The sequence below is a fragment of the Pseudomonas sp. UYIF39 genome (assembly GCF_029963765.1).
GTDB lineage: Bacteria > Pseudomonadota > Gammaproteobacteria > Pseudomonadales > Pseudomonadaceae > Aquipseudomonas.
In genome coordinates, this window is the sequence record NZ_JALBYU010000005.1 from 24818 (window position 1) to 51194 (window position 26377).

The 26377-nt window shown below is 57.2% G+C and carries 34 protein-coding genes; 27 read left to right on the top strand and 7 right to left on the bottom strand.

The annotated features are described in order from the left end of the window. Nucleotides 1–11: 11 nt before the first annotated feature. From rplP to bfr, 22 genes are all read left to right on the top strand, one after another. Nucleotides 12–425, top strand: a complete 414-nt coding sequence (gene rplP / locus MO767_RS08240) for a 50S ribosomal protein L16 (protein ID WP_008145497.1) — start codon at nt 12–14, stop codon at nt 423–425. After that, on the top strand, nt 425–616 hold the full coding sequence (gene rpmC / locus MO767_RS08245) for a 50S ribosomal protein L29 (RefSeq protein WP_008030901.1): 192 nt from the start codon (nt 425–427) through the stop codon (nt 614–616). Before rplP ends, rpmC begins: the two co-directional genes overlap by 1 nt. Before the next feature lie 2 nt (nt 617–618). Beyond that, entirely contained in the window at nt 619–885 is a 267-nt protein-coding gene (gene rpsQ, locus MO767_RS08250) for a 30S ribosomal protein S17 (protein WP_003176419.1), read from the top strand. A 23-nt stretch (nt 886–908) separates the two neighbouring features. Beyond that, nucleotides 909–1277: a 50S ribosomal protein L14 gene (gene rplN / locus MO767_RS08255; RefSeq protein ID WP_002555479.1), complete on the top strand. Its 369-nt coding sequence runs from the start codon at nt 909–911 to the stop codon at nt 1275–1277. 11 nt (nt 1278–1288) lie between these two features. Next, nucleotides 1289–1603 (top strand): 50S ribosomal protein L24, encoded by a 315-nt coding sequence (gene rplX, locus MO767_RS08260; protein WP_033059465.1) that lies wholly within the window; start codon nt 1289–1291, stop codon nt 1601–1603. Between the two features lie 20 nt (nt 1604–1623). Then, nucleotides 1624–2163, top strand: a complete 540-nt coding sequence (rplE, locus tag MO767_RS08265) for a 50S ribosomal protein L5 (protein WP_003176415.1) — start codon at nt 1624–1626, stop codon at nt 2161–2163. A gap of 13 nt (nt 2164–2176) precedes the next feature. Then, nucleotides 2177–2482: a 30S ribosomal protein S14 gene (gene rpsN / locus MO767_RS08270; protein ID WP_003176414.1), complete on the top strand. Its 306-nt coding sequence runs from the start codon at nt 2177–2179 to the stop codon at nt 2480–2482. 209 nt (nt 2483–2691) lie between these two features. Further along, nucleotides 2692–3084 (top strand): 30S ribosomal protein S8, encoded by a 393-nt coding sequence (gene rpsH / locus MO767_RS08275; RefSeq protein WP_003186040.1) that lies wholly within the window; start codon nt 2692–2694, stop codon nt 3082–3084. 12 nt (nt 3085–3096) lie between these two features. Beyond that, nucleotides 3097–3630: a 50S ribosomal protein L6 gene (gene rplF / locus MO767_RS08280; RefSeq protein ID WP_003176412.1), complete on the top strand. Its 534-nt coding sequence runs from the start codon at nt 3097–3099 to the stop codon at nt 3628–3630. A gap of 10 nt (nt 3631–3640) precedes the next feature. Beyond that, nucleotides 3641–3991 carry a 50S ribosomal protein L18 gene (gene rplR / locus MO767_RS08285; protein WP_003186037.1) on the top strand — a complete coding sequence of 117 codons (351 nt, stop codon included), beginning with the start codon at nt 3641–3643 and terminating at the stop codon, nt 3989–3991. A 3-nt stretch (nt 3992–3994) separates the two neighbouring features. Further along, nucleotides 3995–4495 (top strand): 30S ribosomal protein S5, encoded by a 501-nt coding sequence (rpsE, locus tag MO767_RS08290; protein WP_007943782.1) that lies wholly within the window; start codon nt 3995–3997, stop codon nt 4493–4495. Between the two features lie 2 nt (nt 4496–4497). Continuing rightward, nucleotides 4498–4674 carry a 50S ribosomal protein L30 gene (gene rpmD, locus MO767_RS08295; protein WP_003186033.1) on the top strand — a complete coding sequence of 59 codons (177 nt, stop codon included), beginning with the start codon at nt 4498–4500 and terminating at the stop codon, nt 4672–4674. A gap of 3 nt (nt 4675–4677) precedes the next feature. Next, nucleotides 4678–5115, top strand: a complete 438-nt coding sequence (gene rplO, locus MO767_RS08300; protein WP_007896782.1) for a 50S ribosomal protein L15 — start codon at nt 4678–4680, stop codon at nt 5113–5115. Continuing rightward, nucleotides 5116–6444 carry a preprotein translocase subunit SecY gene (secY, locus tag MO767_RS08305; RefSeq protein WP_003228718.1) on the top strand — a complete coding sequence of 443 codons (1329 nt, stop codon included), beginning with the start codon at nt 5116–5118 and terminating at the stop codon, nt 6442–6444. A gap of 27 nt (nt 6445–6471) precedes the next feature. Further along, nucleotides 6472–6588, top strand: coding sequence for a 50S ribosomal protein L36 (gene rpmJ, locus MO767_RS08310; protein ID WP_002555468.1), 117 nt, complete (start codon nt 6472–6474; stop codon nt 6586–6588). 130 nt (nt 6589–6718) lie between these two features. After that, nucleotides 6719–7075 carry a 30S ribosomal protein S13 gene (rpsM, locus tag MO767_RS08315; protein ID WP_003186020.1) on the top strand — a complete coding sequence of 119 codons (357 nt, stop codon included), beginning with the start codon at nt 6719–6721 and terminating at the stop codon, nt 7073–7075. A gap of 30 nt (nt 7076–7105) precedes the next feature. Continuing rightward, a complete protein-coding gene (gene rpsK / locus MO767_RS08320) occupies nt 7106–7495 on the top strand; it encodes a 30S ribosomal protein S11 (protein ID WP_002555466.1) in 390 nt (129 codons plus the stop codon). Between the two features lie 18 nt (nt 7496–7513). After that, a complete protein-coding gene (rpsD, locus tag MO767_RS08325) occupies nt 7514–8134 on the top strand; it encodes a 30S ribosomal protein S4 (protein WP_003210056.1) in 621 nt (206 codons plus the stop codon). Between the two features lie 22 nt (nt 8135–8156). Then, nucleotides 8157–9158 carry a DNA-directed RNA polymerase subunit alpha gene (gene rpoA, locus MO767_RS08330; RefSeq protein WP_003186012.1) on the top strand — a complete coding sequence of 334 codons (1002 nt, stop codon included), beginning with the start codon at nt 8157–8159 and terminating at the stop codon, nt 9156–9158. A 42-nt stretch (nt 9159–9200) separates the two neighbouring features. Further along, on the top strand, nt 9201–9587 hold the full coding sequence (rplQ, locus tag MO767_RS08335; RefSeq protein ID WP_008145500.1) for a 50S ribosomal protein L17: 387 nt from the start codon (nt 9201–9203) through the stop codon (nt 9585–9587). Nucleotides 9588–9827: 240 nt separating this feature from the next. Beyond that, entirely contained in the window at nt 9828–11282 is a 1455-nt protein-coding gene (locus tag MO767_RS08340; protein ID WP_282480106.1) for a catalase, read from the top strand. Nucleotides 11283–11431: 149 nt separating this feature from the next. Next, entirely contained in the window at nt 11432–11896 is a 465-nt protein-coding gene (gene bfr, locus MO767_RS08345) for a bacterioferritin (protein ID WP_282480107.1), read from the top strand. A 66-nt stretch (nt 11897–11962) separates the two neighbouring features. On the opposite strand, the gene uvrA is transcribed toward bfr, so the two are convergent. Beyond that, a complete protein-coding gene (gene uvrA, locus MO767_RS08350) occupies nt 11963–14797 on the bottom strand; it encodes an excinuclease ABC subunit UvrA (protein WP_282480108.1) in 2835 nt (944 codons plus the stop codon). 191 nt (nt 14798–14988) lie between these two features. Here uvrA and MO767_RS08355 point away from each other — a divergent pair, with 191 nt between their 5' ends. Continuing rightward, a complete protein-coding gene (locus MO767_RS08355; protein WP_282480109.1) occupies nt 14989–16386 on the top strand; it encodes an MFS transporter in 1398 nt (465 codons plus the stop codon). A gap of 9 nt (nt 16387–16395) precedes the next feature. Then, entirely contained in the window at nt 16396–16923 is a 528-nt protein-coding gene (locus tag MO767_RS08360; RefSeq protein WP_017341065.1) for a single-stranded DNA-binding protein, read from the top strand. A gap of 67 nt (nt 16924–16990) precedes the next feature. Here MO767_RS08360 and MO767_RS08365 read toward each other — a convergent pair whose 3' ends face one another. After that, nucleotides 16991–19195, bottom strand: coding sequence for an OsmC domain/YcaO domain-containing protein (locus MO767_RS08365; protein WP_282480110.1), 2205 nt, complete (start codon nt 19193–19195; stop codon nt 16991–16993). Nucleotides 19196–19348: 153 nt separating this feature from the next. Then, nucleotides 19349–19903 (bottom strand): cysteine hydrolase family protein, encoded by a 555-nt coding sequence (locus tag MO767_RS08370; protein ID WP_282480111.1) that lies wholly within the window; start codon nt 19901–19903, stop codon nt 19349–19351. 101 nt (nt 19904–20004) lie between these two features. On the opposite strand from MO767_RS08370, the gene MO767_RS08375 reads away from it, so the two are divergent. The 3 genes from MO767_RS08375 (at nt 20005) to MO767_RS08385 (ending at nt 23026) form a co-directional block, all read left to right on the top strand. Continuing rightward, complete coding sequence (locus MO767_RS08375) at nt 20005–20991, top strand: GlxA family transcriptional regulator (protein WP_282480112.1); 987 nt, start codon at nt 20005–20007, stop codon at nt 20989–20991. A gap of 177 nt (nt 20992–21168) precedes the next feature. Then, nucleotides 21169–22278 (top strand): DUF3182 family protein, encoded by a 1110-nt coding sequence (locus tag MO767_RS08380; protein ID WP_282480113.1) that lies wholly within the window; start codon nt 21169–21171, stop codon nt 22276–22278. After that, nucleotides 22268–23026: an alpha/beta fold hydrolase gene (locus MO767_RS08385; RefSeq protein WP_282480114.1), complete on the top strand. Its 759-nt coding sequence runs from the start codon at nt 22268–22270 to the stop codon at nt 23024–23026. The genes MO767_RS08380 and MO767_RS08385 overlap by 11 nt, the downstream gene beginning before the upstream one ends. Before the next feature lie 38 nt (nt 23027–23064). Here MO767_RS08385 and MO767_RS08390 read toward each other — a convergent pair whose 3' ends face one another. From MO767_RS08390 to MO767_RS08405, 4 genes are read right to left on the bottom strand one after another with little or no spacing between them, the layout of a single operon-like run. Next, on the bottom strand, nt 23065–24054 hold the full coding sequence (locus tag MO767_RS08390) for a lysylphosphatidylglycerol synthase domain-containing protein (RefSeq protein WP_282480115.1): 990 nt from the start codon (nt 24052–24054) through the stop codon (nt 23065–23067). Continuing rightward, nucleotides 24054–25337 (bottom strand): cardiolipin synthase ClsB, encoded by a 1284-nt coding sequence (gene clsB, locus MO767_RS08395; RefSeq protein ID WP_282480116.1) that lies wholly within the window; start codon nt 25335–25337, stop codon nt 24054–24056. The genes MO767_RS08390 and clsB overlap by 1 nt, the downstream gene beginning before the upstream one ends. Further along, nucleotides 25334–26131: an endonuclease/exonuclease/phosphatase family protein gene (locus MO767_RS08400; protein WP_282480117.1), complete on the bottom strand. Its 798-nt coding sequence runs from the start codon at nt 26129–26131 to the stop codon at nt 25334–25336. The genes clsB and MO767_RS08400 overlap by 4 nt, the downstream gene beginning before the upstream one ends. Next, the gene (locus MO767_RS08405) at nt 26128–26319 is read right to left on the bottom strand and encodes a hypothetical protein (protein WP_282480307.1); all 192 of its coding nucleotides are present in this window, start codon (nt 26317–26319) and stop codon (nt 26128–26130) included. Before MO767_RS08405 ends, MO767_RS08400 begins: the two co-directional genes overlap by 4 nt. Between the last annotated feature and the right edge of the window lie 58 nt (nt 26320–26377).

A 26377-nucleotide genomic window follows, 5' to 3' on the forward strand; every position in this document is an offset into this window, starting at 1 on the left:
GGGTACGCCAAATGTTGCAACCAAAGCGTACGAAGTTCCGCAAGCAGATGACAGGCCACAACCGTGGTCTGGCTCAGCGCGGTAGCAAAGTCAGCTTCGGCGAGTTCGCGCTGAAGTCTGTAGCTCGTGGTCGTCTCACCGCTCGTCAGATCGAGTCAGCGCGTCGTGCTCTGACCCGTCACGTTAAACGTGGCGGCAAGATCTGGATCCGTGTATTCCCGGACAAGCCTATTTCCAAAAAGCCACTCGAAGTTCGGATGGGTAAAGGTAAGGGTAGTGTGGAGTACTGGGTTGCCCAGATTCAGCCAGGCAAAGTCCTGTATGAAATCGAGGGTGTTACTGAAGAGCTGGCGCGTGAGGCTTTTGCCTTGGCTGCTGCAAAGCTGCCGCTCGCCACTGCCTTCGTTAAACGGACGGTGATGTGATGAAAGCGAACGAACTTCGTGAAAAAGACGCGCCGCAGCTTAACGAGCAACTGCTCGGCCTGCTGCGCGACCAGTTCAATCTGCGCATGCAGAAAGCAACTGGCCAGTTGGGGCAGTCTCACCTGCTCCGGCAAGTTAAGCGTGACATCGCTCGCGTGAAGACTGTGCTCAAACAGCAGGCAGGTAAGTAATCATGGCTGAAGCCGAAAAAACCGTCCGTACGCTGACTGGCCGTGTTGTCAGCGACAAAATGGACAAGACCATCACCGTTCTGATCGAGCGTCGCGTTAAGCACCCGATCTACGGTAAATACGTTAAGCGTTCGACTAAGCTGCACGCGCACGACGAAACCAATCAGTGCCACATCGGCGACAAAGTCACTATTCGTGAAACTCGTCCTTTGGCCAAGACAAAGTCTTGGGCGCTGGTTGATGTTCTCGAACGCGCTGTGGAAGTCTAAGGACTAGGGGTCGGAGAAATTATATGATTCAGACTCAATCCATGCTCGATGTGGCCGATAACAGCGGCGCTCGCCGCGTTATGTGCATCAAGGTGCTGGGTGGCTCCCATCGTCGTTACGCTGGTATCGGTGACATCATCAAAGTTACCGTGAAGGAAGCAATTCCTCGCGGTAAAGTGAAAAAAGGCCAAGTGATGACTGCTGTTGTAGTCCGCACTCGTCACGGCGTACGTCGTGCTGATGGCTCCATTATCCGCTTTGATGGCAACGCTGCTGTTCTTCTGAACAACAAGCAAGAGCCGATCGGCACCCGTATCTTTGGGCCAGTGACCCGTGAACTTCGTACTGAGAAGTTCATGAAAATCGTCTCGCTCGCCCCAGAAGTGCTGTAAGGAGATCCGACATGCAAAAGATTCGTCGTGACGACGAGATCATCGTGATCGCCGGCAAAGACAAAGGTAAGCGCGGTAAGGTGCTTAAGGTTCTCGCTGACGACCGTCTGGTCGTTGGTGGTCTGAACCTGGTCAAGCGTCATACCAAGCCTAACCCGGCGTCGGGCGTACAAGGCGGTATCGTCGAGAAAGAAGCGCCACTGCACGCTTCCAACGTTGCCATTTTCAACGGCGAAACCAACAAGGCTGATCGCGTTGGTTTCAAAGTAGAAGACGGCAAGAAAATTCGTGTCTTCAAGTCGACCCAAAAAGCGGTTGATGCTTGAACACTGCTAGGTAGAAGACCATGGCACGACTAAAAGAGATTTACTGGAAGGAAATCGCACCGAAGCTTAAGGAAGAACTTAAGCTTTCGAACGTGATGGAAGTTCCACGCGTTACCAAAATCACCCTGAACATGGGTCTGGGCGAAGCGGTCGGTGACAAAAAAGTCATCGAGCACGCTGTTGCCGATCTGGAAAAGATCACCGGTCAGAAAGTCGTTGTGACTTACGCACGGAAATCCATCGCTGGCTTTAAAGTCCGTGAAGGTTGGCCGATCGGCGTCAAAGTGACTCTGCGCCGTGAGCGTATGTACGAATTCCTGGATCGTCTGCTGTCGATCTCCCTGCCTCGGGTCCGCGACTTCCGCGGCCTGAATGCCAAGTCCTTCGATGGTCGTGGTAACTACAGCATGGGCGTTAAAGAGCAGATCATCTTCCCGGAAATCGACTACGACAAGATCGATGCTCTCCGCGGTCTGGACATTACCCTGACCACCACTGCCAAGAACGATGATGAAGGTCGCGCGCTGCTGCGTGCTTTCAAATTCCCGTTCCGCAACTGATTGGAGTAGGAAAATGGCCAAGATGAGCATGAAAAACCGTGAGCTGAAGCGTCAGCTCACGGTTGCCAAGTACGCCAAAAAGCGTGCAGCACTGAAAGCAATCATCGTTGATCTGAACGCAAGTCCAGAAGCACGTTGGGAAGCTACAGTAGCTCTGCAGAAGCAGCCACGTGACGCAAGCGCTTCGCGCATGCGTAACCGCTGCCGCCTGACCGGTCGTCCACACGGCGTTTACCGCAAGTTCGGCCTCGGCCGTAACAAACTGCGTGAAGCTGCAATGCGTGGTGACGTACCTGGTCTGGTTAAAGCCAGCTGGTAAGCACTATCAAAGTCTCGGTGTTCGGGATCGCAAGATCCTGACCGCCGGTGACCTTGAACTTGAATCAAGCCCCTTTTGGGGCTTGATTCATTTGTGGGGTGTGTCTAGAATACCCGGCTCGCCTGAGCCCGTGCTTTTTTCGCATGGATGAGCTCGGCGACAAGTAGTAGCCGCAAGGCTAATTTTTTTGTATTAGGAGCGTCTAGCCCATGAGTATGCAGGACCCGTTAGCGGACATGCTAACTCGAATCCGTAATGCCCAGATGGCTGAAAAGTCCGTCGTAAGCATGCCATCTTCTACTTTGAAGGTAGCTGTTGCCAAAGTCCTGAAGGACGAAGGTTACATTGCGGGTTATCAGATCAGCAGCGAAATCAAACCACTGCTGTCCATCGAGCTGAAGTACTTCGAAGGCCGTCCGGTCATCGAAGAAGTGAAGCGCGTTAGCCGTCCAGGCCTGCGTCAGTACAAGTCCGTCGATGATCTGCCAAAAGTTCGTGGCGGTCTCGGTGTGTCTATCGTCTCCACCAACAAAGGTGTGATGACGGATCGTGCTGCGCGCGCTGCCGGTGTCGGCGGCGAAGTTCTTTGCACTGTGTTCTAAGGGGGGATAAGCATGTCACGCGTCGCTAAGAACCCCGTTAAGCTGCCAGCCGGTGTCGAAGTAAAATTCGCAGGCCAACAGCTTTCGGTGAAGGGTGCCAAGGGCACTCTCGAACTGAACATCCATTCGTCCGTTGAGATCGTTGAAGAAGCTGGTGAGCTGCGTTTCGCTGCTCGCAATGGCGATCAACAAACTCGCGCAATGGCTGGTACCACTCGTGCGTTGGTAAACAACATGGTCCAAGGCGTAAGCCAAGGCTTCGAGCGTAAGCTCCAGCTGGTCGGTGTTGGTTACAAAGCGCAAGCAAAAGGCACAGTGCTGAACCTGGCTCTTGGCTTCTCGCACCCAGTGGATTATGAACTGCCGGAAGGCATCACCGCTGAGACTCCTAGCCAGACCGATATCCTGATCAAGGGCATCGATAAGCAGCTGGTAGGTCAAGTGGCCGCCGAGATCCGCGACTTCCGTCCACCAGAGCCGTACAAAGGCAAAGGTGTGCGCTACGCGGACGAAGTCGTCCGTCGTAAAGAAGCCAAGAAGAAGTAGGGCATAGCAAATGACCGACAAAAAAGTTACTCGACTGCGTCGCGCTCGCAAAGCACGCCTGAAAATGCACGAACTCGAAGTCGTGCGTCTCTGCGTGTTCCGCTCGTCGCAGCACATCTACGCCCAGGTCATTTCGGCCGACGGCAACAAAGTTCTGGCATCTGCCTCGACTTTGGATAAAGAACTGCGTGATGGCGCCACTGGCAACATCGACGCGGCCACTAAGGTTGGCCAGCTGGTCGCTACGCGTGCTAAAGCCGCTGGCGTCTCGCAGGTGGCTTTCGACCGCTCTGGCTTCAAGTACCATGGTCGCGTCAAGGCGCTGGCTGATGCTGCTCGTGAAGCTGGGCTGGAGTTCTAAGTTATGTCAAATAACGACCAAAAGCGCGACGAAGGCTACATTGAGAAGCTGGTTCAAGTTAACCGCGTAGCCAAAACCGTTAAAGGCGGCCGTATCTTCACTTTCACCGCGTTGACCGTGGTTGGTGATGGTAAAGGGCGTGTTGGCTTCGGCCGTGGCAAGTCACGTGAAGTGCCTGCTGCGATCCAGAAGGCAATGGAAGCTGCTCGCCGCAACATGATCCAAGTTGACCTGAACGGCACCACTCTGCAGTACGCAATGAAGTCCGGTCACGGCGCTTCGAAGGTGTACATGCAGCCTGCTTCTGAAGGTACCGGTATCATCGCTGGCGGCGCTATGCGTGCTGTCCTCGAAGTTGCTGGCGTTCAGAACGTTCTGGCCAAGTGCTACGGCTCGACTAACCCGGTAAACGTGGTTCACGCCACTTTCAAAGGTTTGAAAGCTATGCAGTCTCCTGAATCCATTGCCGCCAAGCGTGGCAAAAGCGTCAAGGAGATCTTCTGATCATGGCTACCGTTAAAGTTACGCTGATCAAAAGCATGACCGGCCGCATCCCTAACCACAAACTGTGCGTTAAGGGTTTGGGTCTGCGTCGCATCGGTCACACTGTAGAAGTACTTGATACTCCCGAGAATCGCGGGATGATCAACAAGGCTTACTACATGCTGCGTGTCGAGGGTTAATCGATGAAACTCAATGATCTGAGTCCAGCGCCGGGTTCCCGTCGCGAAAAGCATCGTCCGGGCCGTGGTATCGGTAGTGGTTTGGGCAAGACCGGTGGCCGTGGCCACAAAGGTCAGTCCTCCCGCTCCGGTGGCACTATTGCTCCAGGCTTTGAAGGCGGTCAACAGCCGCTGCATCGTCGCCTGCCGAAATTCGGTTTCGTTTCCCTGAAGGCCATGGACCGCGCAGAAGTGCGTCTGTCCGAGCTGGCTAAAGTGGAAGGCGACATCGTCACCGTGCAGTCCCTGAAAGATGCCAACGTGATCAACGTCAACGTACAGCGTGTGAAAATCATGCTGTCCGGTGAAGTTACTCGCGCTGTTACCATCGGAAAGGGAATCGGCGCCACCAAAGGTGCGCGTGCGGCTATCGAAGCAGCTGGCGGCAAGTTCGAGGAATAAATGGCTAAGCAAGGTGCTCTCTCTGCGCTCGGCAAAGGCGGTATGTCTGAACTCTGGGCTCGTCTGCGTTTTCTGTTCCTGGCGATTATCGTCTACCGAATAGGCGCACACATCCCGGTTCCAGGTATCAACCCGGACCGACTCGCGGACCTGTTTCGACAGAATGAGGGGACCATTCTTAGCTTGTTCAACATGTTTTCCGGCGGCGCGCTGGAACGGATGAGCATCTTTGCACTGGGGATCATGCCGTACATTTCGGCATCGATCATCATGCAGCTGATGACCGCCGTGAGCCCGCAACTGGAGCAGTTGAAGAAGGAAGGTGAAGCTGGCCGTCGCAAGATCAGCCAGTACACCCGCTACGGCACTGTCGTCCTCGCTCTCGTTCAGGCAATTGGCATGTCCATTGGTCTGGCAGGGCAGGGCGTTGCGTTCACTGGTGACTTTGGCTTCCATTTCGTCGCGGTATCCACTTTTGTGGCTGGTGCGATGTTCATGATGTGGCTGGGTGAGCAGATTACTGAGCGTGGTGTTGGCAACGGTATCTCGATGTTGATTTTTTCGGGTATCGTCGCCGGTCTTCCGAGAGCGATCGGGCAGTCTTTCGAGTCTGCGCGTCAGGGTGATATCAACATCTTCGCCCTGGTTGCCATCGGTTTGCTGGCAGTAGCGATTATCGGTTTCGTGGTGTTCATTGAGCGTGGTCAGCGTCGTATTGCTGTTCACTACGCCAAGCGTCAGCAGGGCCGCAAGGTCTTCGCTGCGCAGACTAGCCACTTGCCGCTGAAGGTGAACATGGCCGGCGTTATTCCGGCCATTTTCGCGAGCAGCATTTTGCTGTTCCCGGCTTCGTTGGGTGCCTGGTTCGGCCAGTCTGAAGGTATGGGCTGGTTGCAGGACATCTCGCAGTCGATCGCTCCTGGTCAGCCGTTGAATATTCTGCTGTTTAGTGCAGGGATTATTTTCTTCTGCTTCTTCTATACGGCGTTGATGTTCAATCCGAAAGACGTAGCGGAAAACCTGAAGAAGTCCGGTGCCTTTATTCCGGGCATCCGTCCAGGTGAGCAGTCTGCGCGCTACATTGATGGCGTTCTGACTCGCTTGACCATGTTCGGTGCTCTTTACATGACGGCCGTGTGCTTGCTGCCCCAGTTCCTGGTGGTTGCAGCAAACGTACCGTTCTACCTTGGCGGGACCTCGTTGCTGATCGTCGTCGTGGTTGTGATGGACTTCATGTCCCAAGTACAATCGCACCTCGTTTCGCACCAGTACGAATCCCTGATGAAGAAAGCCAACCTGAAGGGTTACGGCAGCGGCATGTTGCGCTGAGTACCCATAAGGTTCGAGGAGTTGGTGATGAAAGTTCGTGCATCGGTGAAAAAGCTGTGCCGCAACTGCAAAATTATTCGCCGCGAAGGTGTTGTTCGAGTAATTTGCAGCGCGGAACCGCGTCACAAACAGCGCCAAGGCTGAGTGTGATTGTGCTTCAAGCCCGGTAGCTAGTGCGCTACCGGGTTGATTATTTGTTATTACAGCGATATTATCTCGCGCCCTATTTCTTGGCTTCCGGGGCGTAGGTAGCTGTCAATTGGAGTCCCACTGAATGGCCCGTATTGCAGGCGTTAACATTCCAGATAACAAGCATACTGTTATCTCGCTGACCTACATCTATGGTGTTGGTCGCACTACTGCACAGAAGATCTGTGCAGTGACTGGGGTAAACCCAGCCGCAAAGATCAAAGATCTGAGCGACGAGCAGATTGAACAGCTGCGTGGCGAAGTGGCGAAGTTCACCACTGAAGGTGACCTGCGTCGCGAAATCAACATGAAAATCAAGCGTTTGATGGACCTCGGTTGCTATCGCGGTCTGCGTCATCGTCGTGGTCTTCCAGTGCGCGGTCAGCGTACCAAGACTAACGCGCGTACCCGTAAAGGTCCGCGTAAGCCGATCCGCAAGTAATCGCCCCAGCGAATCGACAGGAAATTAATCATGGCTAAACCTGCTGCTCGTCCTCGTAAAAAAGTCAAAAAGACAGTGGTTGATGGCATCGCCCACATCCACGCGTCTTTTAACAACACAATCGTGACCATCACCGACCGTCAAGGTAACGCTCTTTCCTGGGCTACCTCCGGTGGTTCGGGTTTCCGCGGTTCCCGCAAGTCCACCCCGTTTGCTGCTCAAGTAGCTGCTGAACGTGCTGGTCAAGCTGCGCTGGAATACGGCCTGAAAAACCTCGACGTCAACGTCAAAGGTCCAGGTCCAGGTCGTGAATCTGCAGTCCGCGCTTTGAACGGCTGTGGCTACAAGATCGCCAGCATCACCGACGTGACGCCAATCCCGCACAACGGGTGCCGTCCGCCGAAGAAGCGCCGCGTGTAATCCAGGAGATTGTAAAGAATGGCTCGTTACATTGGTCCAAAATGCAAACTCGCTCGTCGCGAAGGCACCGATCTCTTCTTGAAGAGCGGCGTGCGCGCGATCGAATCGAAGTGCAACATTGAAGCAGCACCTGGTATCCACGGCCAACGCCGCGGTCGCCAGTCCGATTACGGCACCCAACTGCGTGAAAAGCAGAAGGTCCGTCGTATCTACGGCGTTCTCGAGCGTCAATTCAGCGGCTACTACAAAGAAGCTGCTGGCAAGAAAGGTGCAACTGGCGAAAACCTGTTGCAACTGCTCGAATGCCGTCTGGACAACGTTGTATACCGTATGGGTTTTGGCTCTACTCGTGCCGAATCCCGTCAGCTGGTATCGCACAAATCCGTAAGCGTTAACGGTCAGACCGTAAACGTGCCGTCGTACCAGGTTCGTGCTGGTGACGTGGTCGCGATTCGCGAGAAAGCAAAGAACCAACTTCGCATTGTCCAAGCTCTCGATCTGTGTGCCCAACGTGGCCGCGTAGAATGGGTAGAAGTAGACACTGAGAAGAAGTCGGGCGTTTTCAAGAACGTTCCTGCTCGCAGTGATCTGTCCGCCGACATCAACGAAAGCCTGATTGTCGAGCTCTACTCCAAGTAAGGGCTAGAAAATAGGTGCATCCATGCAGATTTCGGTAAATGAGTTCCTGACACCCCGCCATATTGATGTGCAGGTTGTCAGTCCAACCCGCGCCAAGATCACTCTCGAGCCTCTCGAGCGTGGTTTCGGCCACACCCTGGGCAACGCGCTGCGCCGCATCCTGTTGTCCTCAATGCCCGGCTGTGCAGTAGTCGAGGCCGAGATTGACGGTGTACTCCATGAGTACAGCGCCATCGAAGGCGTACAGGAAGACGTAATTGAAATCCTGTTGAACCTTAAAGGTCTGGCTATCAAGCTGCACGGTCGTGACGAAGTTACGCTGACCTTGTCGAAGAAGGGTTCGGGGGTGGTTACCGCTGCCGATATTCAGCTGGATCATGATGTCGAGATCGTTAACCCCGATCACGTAATCGCTAACCTGGCGTCTAACGGCGCCCTGAACATGAAGCTCACCGTAGCTCGTGGTCGTGGTTATGAACCGGCAGACTCGCGTCAGAGCGATGAAGACGAAAGCCGCAGCATCGGTCGCTTGCAGCTTGATTCTTCGTTCAGCCCGGTTCGCCGTATCGCATACGTGGTGGAAAACGCCCGTGTCGAACAGCGTACTAACCTGGACAAGCTGGTTATTGATCTGGAAACCAACGGTACTCTGGATCCTGAAGAGGCTATTCGCCGCGCTGCAACCATTCTGCAACAGCAGTTGGCTGCGTTCGTCGACCTCAAAGGTGACAGTGAGCCAGTGGTTGTCGAGCAGGAAGACGAGATCGATCCGATCCTGCTTCGCCCGGTTGACGATCTGGAACTGACTGTACGTTCGGCTAACTGCCTTAAGGCGGAAAACATCTACTACATCGGTGACCTGATTCAGCGTACCGAAGTAGAGCTGTTGAAGACTCCGAACCTTGGCAAGAAATCCTTGACTGAAATCAAGGACGTTCTGGCCTCCCGCGGTCTGTCCCTCGGCATGCGCCTCGACAACTGGCCGCCTGCAAGTCTTAAGAAGGACGACAAGGCGACTGCCTGATCGTCGTAATCACCGAACGTTGTGTTTGGTAAGGAATGAACCATGCGTCATCGTAAAAGTGGTCGTCACCTGAGCCGCACTAGCTCGCACCGCAAGGCCATGTTTCAAAACATGGCAGTGTCGCTGTTCGAGCACGAGCTGATCAAAACTACACTGCCGAAAGCTAAAGAACTGCGTCGCGTTGCTGAGCCGCTGATCACTTTGGCCAAGACAGACAGCCTGGCTAACCGTCGTCTGGCTTTCGACCGTACTCGTTCGAAAGCTATCGTTGGTAAGCTCTTCAACGACCTGGGCAAGCGTTACGCTACCCGTGAGGGTGGCTACCTGCGCATCCTCAAGTGCGGTTTCCGCACTGGCGACAACGCGCCTATGGCGTACGTCGAGTTGGTTGATCGTCCTGCCGGTGGTGAAGCTGTATCCGCTGAGTAAGACGTCAGTCTGAAACGAAGAACCGGGCCTAGTGCCCGGTTTTTTGTGTCTGTAAGAAACGCGCTGTTTGTACAAGCTTCCCTGCGGTCTATGTCGTCATGATGCGAACGGGATTTCTTGTTAGTATTTTTCTATTGATCTCTGCGGATTAATGAATTTGTAGCCTAGTTGATCAATGGTCAATACTCCGTCCCAAGCCGATTAGCCGGCAGTTTCGAGACTGACAAAGGAAGAGATCGCATGAGCCAAAGTAAAACGCTTACCACCGCCAGTGGCGCTCCTGTCGCTGATAACCAGAATTCCCGTTCCGCCGGCCCTCGTGGCCCGCTACTGCTCGACGACTTTCACCTGATCGAGAAGCTTGCCCACTTCAACCGTGAAAACATCCCTGAGCGCCGCGTACACGCCAAAGGTTCGGGTGCTTACGGCACGTTCACCGTAACTCGGGACATCACCGAGTACACCAGTGCCAAACTGTTTGAATCTGTCGGCAAGCAAACTCCAACCTTTCTGCGGTTTTCCACTGTGGGCGGCGAGCGCGGTTCAGCTGATACCGAGCGCGATCCACGTGGTTTCGCGCTGAAGTTCTACACCGAAGAAGGTAACTGGGACATCGTCGGCAACAACACGCCAGTGTTCTTCATCCGCGATCCTTTGAAATTCCCGGACTTCATTCACACCCAAAAACGTCTGCCGCAAAGCAACCTGAAAAGCGCGCAAATGATGTGGGACTTCTGGTCGCACTCACCTGAGGCGTTGCATCAGGTCACCATTTTGTTCTCGGACCGTGGCATCCCCGATGGCTACCGCCACATGCATGGCTTCGGCAGCCACACCTATAGCCTGATCAATGGCAATGGTGAACGTCACTGGGTGAAATGGCACTACAAGACCAAGCAAGGGATCAAAAACCTGGCGCCAGCAGAAGCAGCACGCCTGGCTGGTACCGATCCAGATTACGCACAGCGTGATCTGTTCGGCGCGATCGAGCGCGGTGATTTCCCGAAATGGCGCGTGTGCATCCAGATCATGACCGAGGCTCAGGCCGCAGCGCACTACGAGAACCCGTTTGACGTGACCAAAACCTGGTCGCAGAAAGAGTTTCCGCTGATCGAGGTGGGCGAGCTGGAGCTTAACCGCAACCCGCAGAATTACTTTGCTGAAGTCGAGCAAGCGGCGTTTGGGCCAAGCAACATGGTCCCGGGTGTCGGCTTGTCACCTGACCGCATGCTGCAAGGTCGAGTGTTCGCTTACGCAGATGCTCACCGCTACCGCATTGGCACCAACCACCAGCAATTGCCGGTGAACGCGCCCCGCAGCCCGGTAAGCACCTATCAGCGCGACGGTTCGATGGCGTTTGGCAGCAATGGCGGTGGGACACCTAACTACGAGCCGAACAGCTACATCGAATCGCCGAAACAAGCCCCTCGCTATGCAGAGCCGGCGCTGGCGCTCAGTGGTGCGGCTGATCGTTACGATCATCGCGAAGATACTGACTACTACAGTCACGCCGGCGCACTGTTCCGCCTGATGAATGATGAGCAGAAAACCCTGCTGATCAACAATATTGCCGGCGCCATGGCGGGAGTTTCCGGTGACGTGGTTGATCGTCAACTGCAGCACTTCTTCAGGGCTGACCCTGCGTACGGAGAAGCAATCGCAAAGGCGTTGGGCGTACAGCTTAACGAAGTCTAAACGAGAAGCAGAACCGCCCTTATTTGGGCGGTTTTTGCGTTATTTAAACCATATTTCTCAGGATTTCTTCGCTTTTATCGCGCAAACGAAGTGACCAGGCAGCCGGCTTGGTTCAAACTACGGACTTTCAAGCAGGGAGATGTAGGGCGATGCAAGGCCACCCAGACGTAATCGATTACCTCAACACGTTGCTGACCGGCGAGCTTGCGGCGCGTGATCAATATTTCATCCATTCGCGGATGTACGAGGACTGGGGTTTCACCGAGCTCTACGAACGTATCAACCACGAGATGGAAGAAGAAGCGCAGCACGCAGACGCCTTGATGCGCCGCATTCTGATGCTCGAAGGCACGCCACGCATGCGTCCGGACGACCTGGATGTCGGCGCCACTGTGCCTGACATGCTTGCCGCGGACCTGCGCCTGGAATACAAAGTCCGCGCCGCACTCTGCAAGGGCATCGAGCTCTGCGAGCTGCACAAGGACTACGTCAGCCGCGAGATGCTGCGTATTCAGCTGAACGACACCGAAGAAGATCACACCTACTGGCTCGAGAAGCAGTTGGGTCTGATCAAGTTGATAGGTCTGGAGAATTACCTGCAATCGCAGTTTTAATTCCGCCGGCTACAAAAAAAGCCCCTGTCACCGATAAAGTGACAGGGGCTTTTTCGTGGGCCTGATTCAGGCCTTGTCGCGAGCCAGCAGTGGCTTGAGGTAGAAGCCGGTGTGGGATTGCTTCATCTCCGACACTTCTTCCGGCGTACCGACGGCAATGATCTGTCCACCCTTGGAACCGCCTTCCGGCCCGAGGTCCACCAACCAGTCAGCTGTTTTGATCACGTCGAGGTTGTGTTCGATCACCACCACAGTGTTGCCGTGGTCGCGCAATCGATGCAAAACGTCGAGCAGTTGCTGAATGTCCGCGAAGTGCAGGCCAGTCGTTGGCTCGTCGAGGATGTACAGCGTCTTGCCGGTATCGCGCTTGGACAGTTCACGGGACAGCTTCACCCGCTGGGCTTCACCCCCCGACAGCGTGGTCGCTGACTGCCCGAGCTTGATGTACGACAGACCTACATCCATCAGCGTTTGAAGCTTGCGCGCCAGGGCCGGCACCGCGTCGAAGAACACCCGCGCTTCCTCGATCGTCATCTCGAGGGTTTCGTGGATGCTCTTGCCCTTGTACTTGATCTCCAGGGTTTCGCGGTTGTAGCGCTTGCTCTTGCAGACGTCGCACGGGACATAAATGTCCGGCAGAAAGTGCATTTCCACTTTGATCAGGCCATCGCCCTGACACGCTTCGCAACGTCCGCCCTTCACGTTGAAGGAGAAGCGTCCAGGACCATAACCGCGGGAGCGGGACTCCGGCACACCGGCGAACAGTTCGCGAATCGGTGTGAACAATCCGGTGTAGGTCGCCGGGTTGGAGCGTGGCGTTCGACCGATCGGGCTCTGGTCGATGTCGACAACCTTATCCAGATGCTCCAGACCTTTGATGCTGTCGTGAGCGGCCGCTTCGAGCGTTGTCGCACCGTTCAAAGCTGTAGCGCTAAGCGGGAACAAGGTGTTGTTGATCAACGTCGACTTGCCTGAGCCGGACACACCGGTCACGCAGGTCAGCAGGCCGATCGGAATGTCCAGATCGACGTCGCGCAAGTTGTTGCCACGGGCACCCTTGAGGGACAGCGACAACTTCTTGTTACGCGGCGTGCGTTTGGCTGGGACTGCAATTTTCACCCGGCCCGACAAGTATTTGCCGGTCAGCGAATCTGGATGAGCCATGACTTCGGCGGGCGTACCTTCGGCGACGATGTGTCCGCCGTGTACACCTGCGCCCGGCCCGATATCCACCACGTAGTCAGCCAGGCGAATCGCATCTTCGTCGTGCTCGACCACGATCACCGTGTTGCCGATATCCCGAAGGTGCTTAAGCGTACCGAGCAATCGATCATTGTCTCGCTGGTGCAGGCCAATTGACGGTTCGTCGAGAATGTACAGAACGCCAACCAGGCCAGCGCCGATCTGGCTGGCCAGACGGATACGTTGCGCTTCACCACCGGACAACGTGTCTGCACTGCGATCCAGCGATAAATAGTCCAGGCCAACGTTGACCAGGAACTGCAGTCGCTCGCGAATTTCCTTGAGAATCTTGTCGGCAATTTCACCACGACGGCCGGTGAGTTTCAGCACGCCAAAATATTCACAGGCATCGCCAATCGGCAGATTGGTCACCGCCGGCAGCGTCTTCTCGCCCACCCACACATGCCGCGCCTCACGACGCAGGCGAGTGCCACGGCAATCCGGGCAAGGCTGGGTGCTGAGGAACTTGGCCAGCTCTTCACGCACCGAGGCGGACTCGGTTTCACGGTAGCGACGGTCCAGATTCGGCACGATGCCTTCGAACGGGTGCGAACGTTTGACGATGTCGCCACGGTCGTTCAGGTATTTGAAGTCGACGTTCTGCGAACCGCTGCCGTGCAGGATGAACTTCTGCTGATCGGCCGATAGTTCGTTGAACGGCACTTCCAGGCTGAACTTGTAGTGCGAAGCCAACGACCCGAGCATCTGGAAGTAATAGACGTTGCGCCGGTCCCAGCCACGAATCGCGCCCTCGGCCAGCGTCAGTTCACCATTGACCAATCGCTTGATGTCGAAGAACTGCTTCACCCCCAGACCATCGCAAGTCGGGCAAGCGCCAGCCGGGTTGTTGAAGGAGAACAGCTTGGGTTCCAGCTCGCTGATGGCATGACCGCAAATCGGGCAGGCGAAGCGTGCGGAGAAGATGATCTCTTCGCCGGGCTCGTCGTCCATCGGCGCGACCAGAGCGATGCCGTCTGCCAGCTTCAGCGCGGTCTCGAACGACTCGGCCAGACGTTGTTGCAGGTCGGCGCGCACCTTGAAGCGGTCGACCACCACATCGATCGAGTGCTTCTTCTGCTTATCCAGCTTCGGTAATTCGTCCAGCTCACAGAGCCTGCCGTTGACCCTGGCTCGCACAAAACCCTGGGCGCGCAGTTCTTCGAAGACCGAAAGGTGTTCGCCTTTACGCTCGCGGATCACCGGGGCCAGCAGCATCAGTTTGCTGCCCTCCGGTTGGGCGAGGACCAGGTCGACCATTTGGCTGACGGTCTGCGCTTCCAGCGGAATGTCATGATCCGGGCAACGCGGAATACCCACGCGAGCGTAAAGCAGGCGCAGGTAATCGTAGATTTCGGTGATGGTGCCGACCGTCGAACGCGGGTTGTGCGAGGTCGATTTCTGCTCGATGGAAATGGCTGGCGACAAACCTTCAATGGTGTCGACGTCAGGCTTTTCCATCATCGACAAAAATTGCCGCGCGTAGGCCGACAGCGATTCGACGTAGCGACGCTGGCCTTCGGCATACAGCGTGTCGAAGGCCAGGGACGATTTGCCGGAGCCGGACAGGCCGGTGATGACGATCAGTTTGTCCCGTGGCAGGGTCAGGTCGATGTTCTTCAGGTTGTGGGTTCGGGCCCCACGAATCAGGATCTTGTCCAAAGTGGCCTCGCTCGGCGGGCGTCGAAAACGTAGGAGTATACGGCCAAATACTGGATGGATGCACACTATCAAATGAGCGGGTTACAGCCTTACATGAAGAGTCTGTCAGCTGAGCGCGTCAAAGCGTCGCGATATACCCCGTCAATCGATGGGACTGGTAGAATCGCCGCCGGTTCACATGAGGTTTTTCCATGCACGATCCCCACAGCGAACGCATGAGTGGCAGTGAGACCCGCGCAGCAAGCGGTCTGGCCCTGGTGTTCGCCTTCCGTATGCTTGGCATGTTCATGGTGTTGCCGGTACTGGCGACCTATGGGATGGATCTGGCAGGAGCGACTCCGGCCCTCATCGGTCTGGCGATTGGCGCTTACGGCCTGACCCAGGCGATCTTCCAGATTCCTTTCGGCTTCATTTCCGACCGCATCGGCCGTCGTCCGGTGATTTACCTGGGGCTGATCGTCTTCGCGCTCGGTAGCGTGCTGGCGGCCAATGCCGATTCGATCTGGGGTGTGATCGCCGGACGAGTCCTGCAAGGCGCCGGGGCGATTTCTGCGGCGGTGATGGCGTTGCTGTCAGACTTGACCCGTGAACAGCATCGGACCAAAGCCATGGCCATGATCGGCATGACGATCGGTCTGTCGTTTGCTGTCGCGATGGTTGTAGGACCGTTGCTGACCCGTGCCTTTGGCCTGTCCGGGTTGTTCCTCGCCACGGGCGGCATGGCGCTGTTCGGCATCGTGATCGTGATGTTCATGGTGCCGCGCTCGACCGGGCCGTTGCAGCACCGCGAGTCCGGTGTTGCGCGTCAGGCGCTGATACCGACGCTCAAGCATCCAGACCTGCTCCGCCTGGACCTGGGCATTTTTGTGTTGCACGCGATGTTGATGTCGAGCTTCGTTGCGTTGCCTTTGGCGCTGGTCGAAAAAGCCGGGCTGCCCAAAGAGCAGCATTGGTGGGTATACCTGACCGCGCTGCTGATTTCCTTCTTCGCCATGATCCCGTTCATTATCTACGGCGAGAAGAAACGCAAAATGAAACGAGTTTTACTCGGCGCCGTCGCGACGCTGATGCTCACTGAGCTATTCTTCTGGCAGTTCGGCGATAGCCTGCGGGCTCTGGTGATCGGGACGGTGGTGTTCTTTACCGCGTTCAACTTGCTCGAGGCTTCTCTACCATCGCTGATCAGCAAGGTTTCACCGGCAGGCGGCAAGGGCACGGCGATGGGGGTTTATTCCACCAGTCAGTTCCTCGGTTCGGCACTGGGCGGCATCCTCGGCGGATGGTTGTTCCAGCATGGCGGTCTGTCGGTTGTGTTCCTTGGATGCGCCGGTCTGGCTGCCCTCTGGCTGGCCTTTGCTGTTACCATGCGCGAACCTCCCTACGTGACGAGCCTGCGCTTGCCGTTGTCGCCCGAGGCGATCCGCGAAGCGGGTCTGGTCGAGCGCCTGAAGGCCGTCGTAGGGGTAACAGATGCAGTGATCGTCGAAGATGAAGCGGCGATTTACATCAAATTGGACACAGAACTATTGGATCGCACCACCCTTGAACGCCTGGTGAACAACCCGGCCGGGGCAGCGTGCGTAGCCTAGGAGAACGTTATGGCCCGTGGGGTTAACAAAGTCATATTGGTCGGCACTTGCGGCCAGGATCCCGAAGTTCGCTACTTGCCTAACGGTAACGCCGTGACCAACCTGAGTCTGGCGACCAGCGAACAGTGGACCGACAAGCAAACCGGTCAGAAAGTCGAGAAGACCGAATGGCACCGTGTGTCGATGTTCGGCAAAGTTGCAGAGATCGCCGGCGAGTACCTGCGTAAAGGTTCGCAGGTCTACATCGAAGGCAAGCTGCAGACCCGCGAGTGGGAAAAAGACGGTATCAAGCGTTACACCACTGAAATCGTAGTCGACATGCAAGGCACCATGCAGTTGCTGGGCGGCCGTCCACAGCAGGGCGACCAACAAGGCGGGGGCAATAACTACCAGCAGTCCGCCCCGGCTCCACGCCAGCAGGCTCCGCGTCCGCAGCAGTCGTCGGCACCGCAACAGTCGCGTCCGGCTCCACAGCAGCAGGCCGCGCCTCAGCCAGCTCCGGATTTCGACAGCTTTGACGACGATATTCCGTTCTAAAAGCAGCGGTCCAGTCAGTGACAAAAAAAAGCGAAGCCATCTGGCTTCGCTTTTTTTGTTGGCGCTATTAACTGGATAACGTCGTCACGTTGGCCCGCGCCATGTGCAGTTTTTTGTAGCTGTCGATCAGGCGCAGGTGTCTATCGAGTCCTTCCAGTTTGATGCTGGTCGGCGTCAAACCATGGAAGCGGACGCTGCCATCGACCGAGCCGATCACTGCATCCATTCGCTCGTTGCCAAACATCCGGCGGAAATTGGTCTCGTAGTCTTCCAGTTCCAGGTCTTCGTCCAGCTTCATCTCCAGCACCGCGTTGACGGCTTGGTAGAACAAGCCGCGCTCAACCGTGTTGTCGTTGTACTGCAGGAACATCTCCACTGCCTCTTTCGCCTCTTCAAATTGCTGCAAGGAGAGATAAATCAGCAGCTTCAACTCCAGGATCGTCAGCTGACCCCACGCCGTATTGTCGTCAAATTCGATGCCGATCAGGCTGGTGATGTCGGTGTAGTCGTCCAGCTCACTTTCCACCAGGCGCTCAACCAGCGCTTGCAGTTCGTTGTCGTCCAGGCGATGCAGGTTCAGGATATCGGCGCGGAAGAAAAGCGCTTTGTTGGTGTTATCCCAGATCAGGTCGTCCACGGGATAGATTTCCGAATAGTCCGGCACCAGGATGCGGCATGCCGTCGCGCCGATATGCTCGTAGACCGCCATGTACACTTCCTTGCCCATGCCTTCGAGAATGCCGAACAAGGTCGCGGCTTCTTCGGCATTCGAGTTTTCACCCTGGCCGGAGAAGTCCCACTCCACGAATTCGTAATCGGACTTGGAGCTGAAGAAGCGCCACGACACCACGCCGCTGGAATCGATGAAGTGCTCGACGAAGTTATTCGGCTCGGTCACCGCATGGCCTTCAAACGTCGGCTGGGGCAGGTCGTTGAGGCCTTCGAAGCTGCGGCCCTGGAGCAGTTCGGTCAGGCTGCGCTCCAGCGCCACTTCCAGGCTTGGGTGTGCGCCGAACGAGGCGAACACACCGCCGGTACGCGGGTTCATCAACGTGACGCACATCACCGGGAATTCACCGCCCAGGGATGCATCCTTCACCAATACGGGGAACCCTTGCTCTTCCAGCGCCTGAATACCGGCCAGTATCCCGGGATACTTCGCCAGCACATCGGCGGGCACATCCGGCAGTGCAAATTCACCTTCGATGATTTCGCGTTTTACCGCACGCTCGAAGATCTCCGACAGGCATTGCACCTGGGCTTCGGCCAGCGTGTTGCCGGCACTCATGCCGTTGCTCAGGAACAGGTTTTCAATCAGGTTGGACGGGAAATACACCACTTCGCCGTCCGACTGGCGCACGTATGGCAGCGAGCAGATGCCGCGCTCTTCATTGCCCGAGTTGGTGTCGATCAGGTGGGAACCACGCAACTCGCCGTCGCGGTTGTAAACCTTCAGGCAGTACGCGTCGAGGATTTCGGCCGGCAGTTCATCTTTACGGCCAGGCTTGAACCAGCGTTCGTCCGGGTAATGCACAAACGGCGCGTTGGCGATCTCTTCGCCCCAGAACTGGTCGTTGTAGAAGAAGTTGCAGTTGAGCCGCTCGATAAACTCGCCCAACGCCGACGCCAGCGCGCCTTCCTTGGTAGCCCCCTTGCCGTTGGTAAAACACATCGGCGAATGCGCGTCGCGGATATGCAGCGACCACACGTTGGGCACGATATTGCGCCACGAGGCGATTTCAATCTTCATGCCCAGGTCCGCCAGAATGGCCGACATATTGGCGATGGTCTGCTCCAGCGGCAGATCCTTGCCCGCAATATACGTGCTCGCCTCTGAGGTAGACGCAGGCATCAGTAACGCTTGGGCATCGGCGTCGAGGTTTTCCACCTCTTCGATCACAAACTCAGGCCCGGCCTGGACCACTTTTTTCACGGTACACCGGTCGATGGAACGCAGGATGCCTTGGCGGTCCTTGTCGGAAATATCCGCCGGCAACTCGACCTGGATCTTGAAAATCTGGTTGTAGCGGTTTTCCGGATCAACAATGTTGTTCTGCGACAGGCGGATGTTTTCGGTGGGAATACTGCGAGTGTCGCAGTACAGCTTCACGAAATAAGCCGCACACAACGCCGACGAAGCCAGGAAGTAGTCGAACGGACCCGGTGCCGAGCCATCGCCCTTGTAGCGGATAGGTTGATCGGCCACCACCGTGAAGTCGTCGAACTTGGCTTCAAGTCGAAGGTTGTCGAGAAAGTTGACCTTGATTTCCATGGGGGATTACCAGAATAACGGCTAGACGATTTGGCCGCCATTATCCGGCTTTTCGGCCGTAAGTCTCAGAAAAAAGGCCAGTCACGTGCGCACGCGACTGGCCTTCTTTGTTTTGGGAACGTCGGATTGCAGCACCTGACGCAGAAGCGTTGATCAGTGATGCGCCGCCAGGAACTCGTCAGTGGACACTACGCTTGCATAGGCGAAGCCCAGAGCCGACATGAACGCGGCGTGCACATGGGCTGCCGGAACGGTGACGCCGTTGAACTCCAGGTCACGGGAGGCACAGGCGTCGTGAATCACGGTGACGCTGTAGCCAAAGTCCGCGGCGGCGCGGGTGATGCCATCGATGCACATGTGGCTCATGCTGCCGACGACCACCAGTTCCTTGATTTCTTGCTCGTCGAGGATCGATTTCAGATCGGTTTCGCGGAACGAGTTGACGAAGTGCTTGAGCACGACCGGCTCGTCGGCGCGGTTGAGGACTTTGGGGTGCAGCTTCGCGCCTTCGGAGCCCGGAGTGAAGAACGGTGCCGCGTCGGAGGCGAACTCGTGGCGGATGTGCACCACCGAATCACCCGCATCACGGAAGGCTTTGAGCAGACGAACGGCGTTGTCCGCGGCAGCGTCGGCGCCGACCAGCGGCCACTTGCCTTGGGGGAAGTAGTCGTTTTGGATATCGACTACGATGAGTGCTTGCTTGGCCATGACTGTTTCCTCGAAGTGCTTGTTAGTGTGGAATGAAGTATTGGGTCTCGCAGGCCGTCCGAGGATTGGCGGCACCGACAATAGAAGGGGGAAAACTGACAATGGACGCAGAAAGACCAATCGCCGAGTTGGGCGTGCTGATCTATCCCGGCGCGCAGATGGCGGCGGTACATGGGTTGACGGACTTGTTCGGGGTAGCGAACCGGATTGCCGCCGAGCATCAGGCGGCGCAGTTGCCGTTGCTGCGGGTCAGCCATTGGCAGGTTGAGGGCGATCAGGCGCCCGAGCGGGTCTACGACAGCCATCCCGCTCCGGACGGTGCGTTGGTGGCGGTGTTGATCCCGCCGTCGATTGGCGGTTTTTCCCAAGGCCAGGCACCGCAGGGGCTGATTCGCTGGCTGCGCCAGCAACATGCCAATGGCGCGACACTCGGCGGGGTTTGTGTGGGGTCGATTCTGTTGGCCGAGAGCGGCCTGCTCGACGGTCGCAGCGCCACCACCCACTGGACCTCGGCCAAAAACTTCGCCGAACGTTACCCAGCGATCAAGCTCAAGGCCGACACCCCCATCGTTGACGACGGCGACCTGATCACCACCGCCGGGTTGATGGCCTGGTCCGAACTGGGCTTGCGCCTGGTCAACCGTCTGCTGGGGCCGAGCATCGCCACCAGTACCGCGCGATTTCTGGTGGTGGAACACAGCGACAGCGCGAGTGAGTGCGGCAGCAACTTTTCACCGATACTCAGCCATGGCGATGCCTCGATTCTCAAGGTCCAGCATTGGCTGCAAAGCACCGGAGCGACCGATGTGTCGCTGGCGACGATGGCCGAGCGGGCAGGGCTGGAAGAGCGCACATTTCTGCGTCGATTTCGTGCGGCAACCGGACTCAAACCCACCGAGTACTGCCAGCACCTGCGGGTCGGCAAAGCCCGGGAAATGCTCGAGTTCACCAATGGCACCATCGATCACATTGCCTGGACGGTGGGTTATCAGGATCCGAGTGCCTTTCGGGCGACGTTCAAGAAAATTACTGGGCTGGCGCCGAGTGATTACCGGACACGGTTTGGGGTGGGAGCGAGTCAGGGCTGAGCGTCAGTCGTGCAAAATGCCGGAGTTGAAACCCTTGTCGTGCAGAATCAAACAGGCACGGAGCCATCATGTTTTTCGTAACTGGCTGATTTGAAAAACGTTTGTCTTTTGCGTCCCTTGGCCTGATCTCTGCACCCCTTCTACTACATTCATCAAGCGCAGATTGAAGGGGAACGCATGACCCCAGCAAGCCGCAAGAAAGTGGTGGTCGCCCACTCCGTGCGCCTCGAGGCTCCGTTGCACGAAGTGGAAACCAATCGTGCGCTGGCCCGTTGGCTGGCGCAGATCCTGGGGCTTAAATATGGCGGCAGTTTTGACCCCAGACTTCACAACGGTCGAGACCTCTATCTATTGCCGACCCAGACGCTTGTTGGCGTCGCTGCCGCTCGGCAATTAGGCGTTAACGGGCCGGACGATTTGTGGGGCGGTTACGTCGACCATGATTTCATCTGCACCAAAGCCATCAGTCACGGGTTGCACAACAAAAATGCTCACGCACCGGAAGGCTGGTCACCGTTGTTTTCCGAACGGGTGCGCAGCGTGGTGCTCGACGGCCTCAGTGTTTTTTCCATGGCCGATGCGCGTCCTGCGGCGGAGCATCTGCTCTACAGCGGCCCGATCCGCATCAAGCCGATTCATGCCTGCGCCGGACGCGGTCAGGAAGTGATCAAAAGCCTCGACCAGTTCGATGCCATCCTCGCCAGACCCGATGCCAAAGCGCTGTTCACCGAAGGTGTGGTGCTGGAACAAGACCTGGACAACGTGATTACCCACAGCGTCGGTCAGAGTTTTTTCGGCGACACGGTGTTGAGTTATTGCGGTGATCAATACTTGACCGAAGACGGTCAGGGCGAGCAGGTTTATGGAGGGTCCAACCTGCTGGTAGTGCGGGGTCACTACGATGATTTGCTCGAATTGGAATTACCGGACGATGTGCGGCTGGCGATCCGCCAGGCGCAAGTGTTCGACCGTGCAGCGGATGAGGCTTATCCCGGTTTCTACGCCTCGCGGCGCAACTACGACATCGCCCAAGGTGTCGACAGTAATGGCAAGCAGCGCAGCGGTGTGCTCGAGCAGTCCTGGCGGATGGGCGGTGCCAGCAGCGCCGAAGTCGCCGCCTTGCAAAGCTTCGTCAACGACCCCGGGATGCGCGCCATTCGCGTGTCTTCGGTTGAGACCTACTTCGACCAGCCGCTGCCGGCGGACGCCATCGAGGTGTATCGCGGGCCGGCGCAAAGCAGTGACTTTCTTCTCAAGTACGTAACGGTTAAATCCTATGACGGCTAGAAGCGAAACCATTCAAATCGACATCGACGATGAGCAGATGATTGGGACCTTTCTCAGTCCCAAATCGAAAGTCCCCGGCGTGCTCTTTGTGCACGGTTGGGGCGGCAGTCAGGAGCGGGACTTGGAGCGGGCCAAAGGTATCGCCGGCCTGGGTTGCGTGTGCCTGACGTTCGACTTGCGCGGACATACCGGCGGGGTCGGAATTGCGCTGAATCGAGTCACGCGCGAAGACAACCTGCGCGACCTGCTGGCGGCGTATGACCGCTTGCTCGCGCACCCGGCGCTCGATACATCGGCGATTGCCGTGGTCGGCACCAGTTATGGCGGTTACCTGGCCTCGATCCTGACGTCATTGCGTCCGGTGCGCTGGCTGGCGCTGCGGGTGCCGGCGCTGTATCGCGATGATCAATGGCACACGCCCAAACGTGACCTGGACAAGCTCGATTTACGTGATTACCGCAGCACGTTAGTGCGCGCCGACAGCAATCGGGCACTGCATGCCTGTTCGCAATTTACCGGGGATGTGCTGTTGGTGGAGTCCGAGACCGACGACTATGTGCCCCACGCCACCATCATGAGTTACCGCGCAGCCTGTCAGCAGACTCACTCGCTGACCCACCGGATTATCGACGGCGCCGATCACGCCTTGAGCGAACCTGTTTCGCAACAGGCATACACCTCGATCCTGGTGGGCTGGATCACCGAAATGGTGGTGGGCGAACGGTTGAGCATTATTCAGTCATCGTAAAAAGATCGTCCGAAGGCTGCGATCTTTTGATCTTGCTTCTAATCCCGAGGATTTTTCGCGATCCGCAACGACTTGGCCTTGGCTTCCACGATCAGGTACATCACCAGGGTAATCAGTAGCGGCAGGATGAAGTAGATCGCCCGATAGGCCAGCAATCCGGCCACCAGGCTCCCTCGGGACGCTTCATGTTGCAGCAGTGCCACGAACACCGCTTCAAGCACGCCGAGCCCGGCAGGGATGTGCGTAATGACCCCGGCAATCGCGCTGATCAGCAACACCCCGAGCACCAGCGGGTAATCCAGCTTGCTCGGCAGCAAGGTGAAAATCACCGCCGCCATCAGCGACCAATTCAGCGCCCCGAGGGCCAGTTGCAGAACCGCCATGCGCAGGGACGGCAGGTTGATTTCCACCCCGCGTATCGCCCACTCCCGTCGCTTGGAAAACTGACACGCTGCCAGATACCCCGCACTCACCAGCAGCAACAACACACCCACACCTTGCAAGGCGCCGCTGCTCAGCGTCCAGCCTGGCGGCATTCGCACCAATCCGCTGCTGAACACTGCACCGGCAATCACCATGTAACCGAACCAGTTTGTCGCGAGGCTCAACCCGAGAATTTTCGCGATGTTGCCCTTGCTCACCCCGAGTCGCGAATACAGCCGATAACGCATGGCAATGCCGCCGACCCAAGCGCTCAGGTTGAGGTTGAAGGCATAGCTGATAATCCCCACCGGCAGGATCTGCTTCCACGTCAGGTCCTGGCGAATGTAGGTACGGCCGATCAGATCGAAACAGGCGTACACCAGAAAACTCACCACGGTCAGACCGGATGCGATGATCAGCGTGCGCACCTTGAAATCTGCGAGGTTGTTGAACACTTCATCCCATTCGATGCGCTGTGCAAGCATCGTGAACAGCACGATCAGCGCCAGGAAAAACAGCATCGTCAACGGCCGTTTCCAGCGACTCCAGCGGGATTTGCTCGGGCTGTCGGTGTGGGTCGCCGGTTGTGTATCAGAGTGGCTCATCAGGTGTCACTCCCGGCGGAATGGGTAAAAGGTTTCAGGCGCGGTTTATGCGCCGGCAACCAACCTGCCCAGGCGGGGAAGTGCCGCAGAAAGTGAAACACCAGAAAACCGACGGTCATGTGCCAGACCCGCCCGCGCGGGGCCTTGTCTGCGCACATGGCCTTGCAGTGGTGGTTACTCAAGTCTTCGAGGCGCTCAAACAGGTCGCGGTTAAAGGCGCGATCGCGGATCAACACATTGGCTTCCAGGTTCAAGGACAGACTCAATGGGTCGAGGTTGCTCGAACCGACCGTGCACCAATCCTCATCCACCAGCGCGACTTTGCCGTGCAGCGGACGGTCGCAATATTCGTAAATCTGCACGCCGGATTTGAGCAGATAGTCATAGGTCATGCGCGCGGCGAGTTTGGCCGCCAGCATATCGGGCTGACCTTGCAGGATCAGCCGCACATCGACGCCACGACGCGCCGCGTTGCGGATCTCGCGCAGCAGGCGATAGCCCGGAAAGAAGTAGGCATTGGCGATCACCACTCGGCGCTGGGCACTGCGCAGCACCTGTCGGTAAACCTCTTCGATGTCGGTCGGATGCTCGCCGTTGTCGCGGTACACCAGGCGAACCTGGCCGTCATGATCGGTGAACGCCAGCTCCGAGCGCCGTTGCCTGCGTCGTTGCCACCAGTATTTGGCGCGAGCCGGGCGGCCGCATTGCAGCAAGGCGAAGTGATGGATGTCGGCCACCGCCGGGCCTTGCACTTCAACGGAATAGTCCTGCTTGGCCTCAGGGCCGAAGTCAGCCAGATGGTCGGCAGAAAAGTTGATGCCACCGATGAACGCAATCGTGCCATCGACCACCACGATCTTGCGGTGCAGGCGGCGGAACCAGTTGGTGCGGATGCCCAGATGTTTAGGCGCCGGGTCAAAAATCTGGATGCGCACGCCGGCCTCGCTCAGGGCAGTGAGGTATCCCGTACTCAGTTCGCCGCAGCCAAAGCCATCGAAACTGGCGGTGATCCGCACACCGCGTTGAGCGGCGGCGATCAGGACTTCCTGCAGCTCATCACCGACCTTGTCCTCAAACACAATGAAGGTTTCCAGCAGGATTTCAGTCTTTGCCTGCCGCATGGCCTCGAACACCCGAGGGAAATACGCTTCGCCGTTTTCCAGCAGCTCTAAGCGGTTGTTGCCTTGCCAGCCATATTCGACGTCGACCACGCCCGGTTCACGGATCGGCGGGGTTGTGGATAAGTGCTCCACATCGGCTTTATCCATCGACGGGCTGCTCATAGCTCGATCTCCACCGATAGCGGTGCATGGTCGGAAAGGTGTGACCAGGGCCGTGCGGCCAGCACTTGCGGATGACTGGCCTTGAGGTTGCGCACGTAGATGCGATCAAGGCGCAACGCCGGCAAGCGCGCTGGAAAACTGCGCGCCGGTTTGCCGTGGAGTTCGGCGAAAACCTCCCGCAGACCGCAGGGTTTGAGCAGTGCGTCGGCACGCTGGCGCCAGTCGTTGAAGTCTCCGGCAACGATCACTGGGGCATCGCTGGGCAGTTCTTCGAGACGTTGGGCCAGCAATTTGAGTTGTTCTGTCCGGTGGGTTTCGCGAAGACCCAGATGCACACAAATGGCATGCACTTCCTGGCCGTCACCGGGCAGGCGCATCACGCAATGCAAGATGCCGCGGTTCTCGTGACCGCTGATGGAGACGTCGAGGTTGTCGTGGCGAATGATCTGGAATTTCGACAGCAGCGCATTGCCGTGATCGCCCGCCGGATAAACCGCATTGCGCCCATAGGCGAACTGCGGCCACAGGGTGTCGGCGAGGAATTCGTATTGCGGCATCGCCGGCCAATTGCTGTAGCGCTGGGGGTGATGCTCGTGGGTGCCGTGGACTTCCTGCAAAAACACCACGTCGGCGGACACGCTGCGCACCGCTTCGCGCAATTCCGGCAGGATGAAACGCCGGTTGAGCGCGGTGAACCCCTTGTGCGTGTTGACCGTCAGCACGGTGAAGCGGCGCACGGAGGTGATGACGGGTTGCTGTTCGTCGGTGGTGCCGACCGGTTCGGAAATGCTCATGACAGCACTCCTTCGGCGGCCAGTTCACCGGGCCGGGTGGCGAGGTCTTTATCCAGATGAAAGCGCTCCAGCAAGCGGCGGGTGAGGACGGCAGCCTCTTCGGTGTTGTGGGTCCGCCCCTTCCGGTAGAAATCCCCCCGCCAGGGCGTGTAGCGCCAGCCTGAAACACCGATGTGGATCGCCGCCATGTCGCCTCCCGTCTAATGGTCCTCGGATTGCCCTGTCTTTTGATGACTGCGGGGAGGG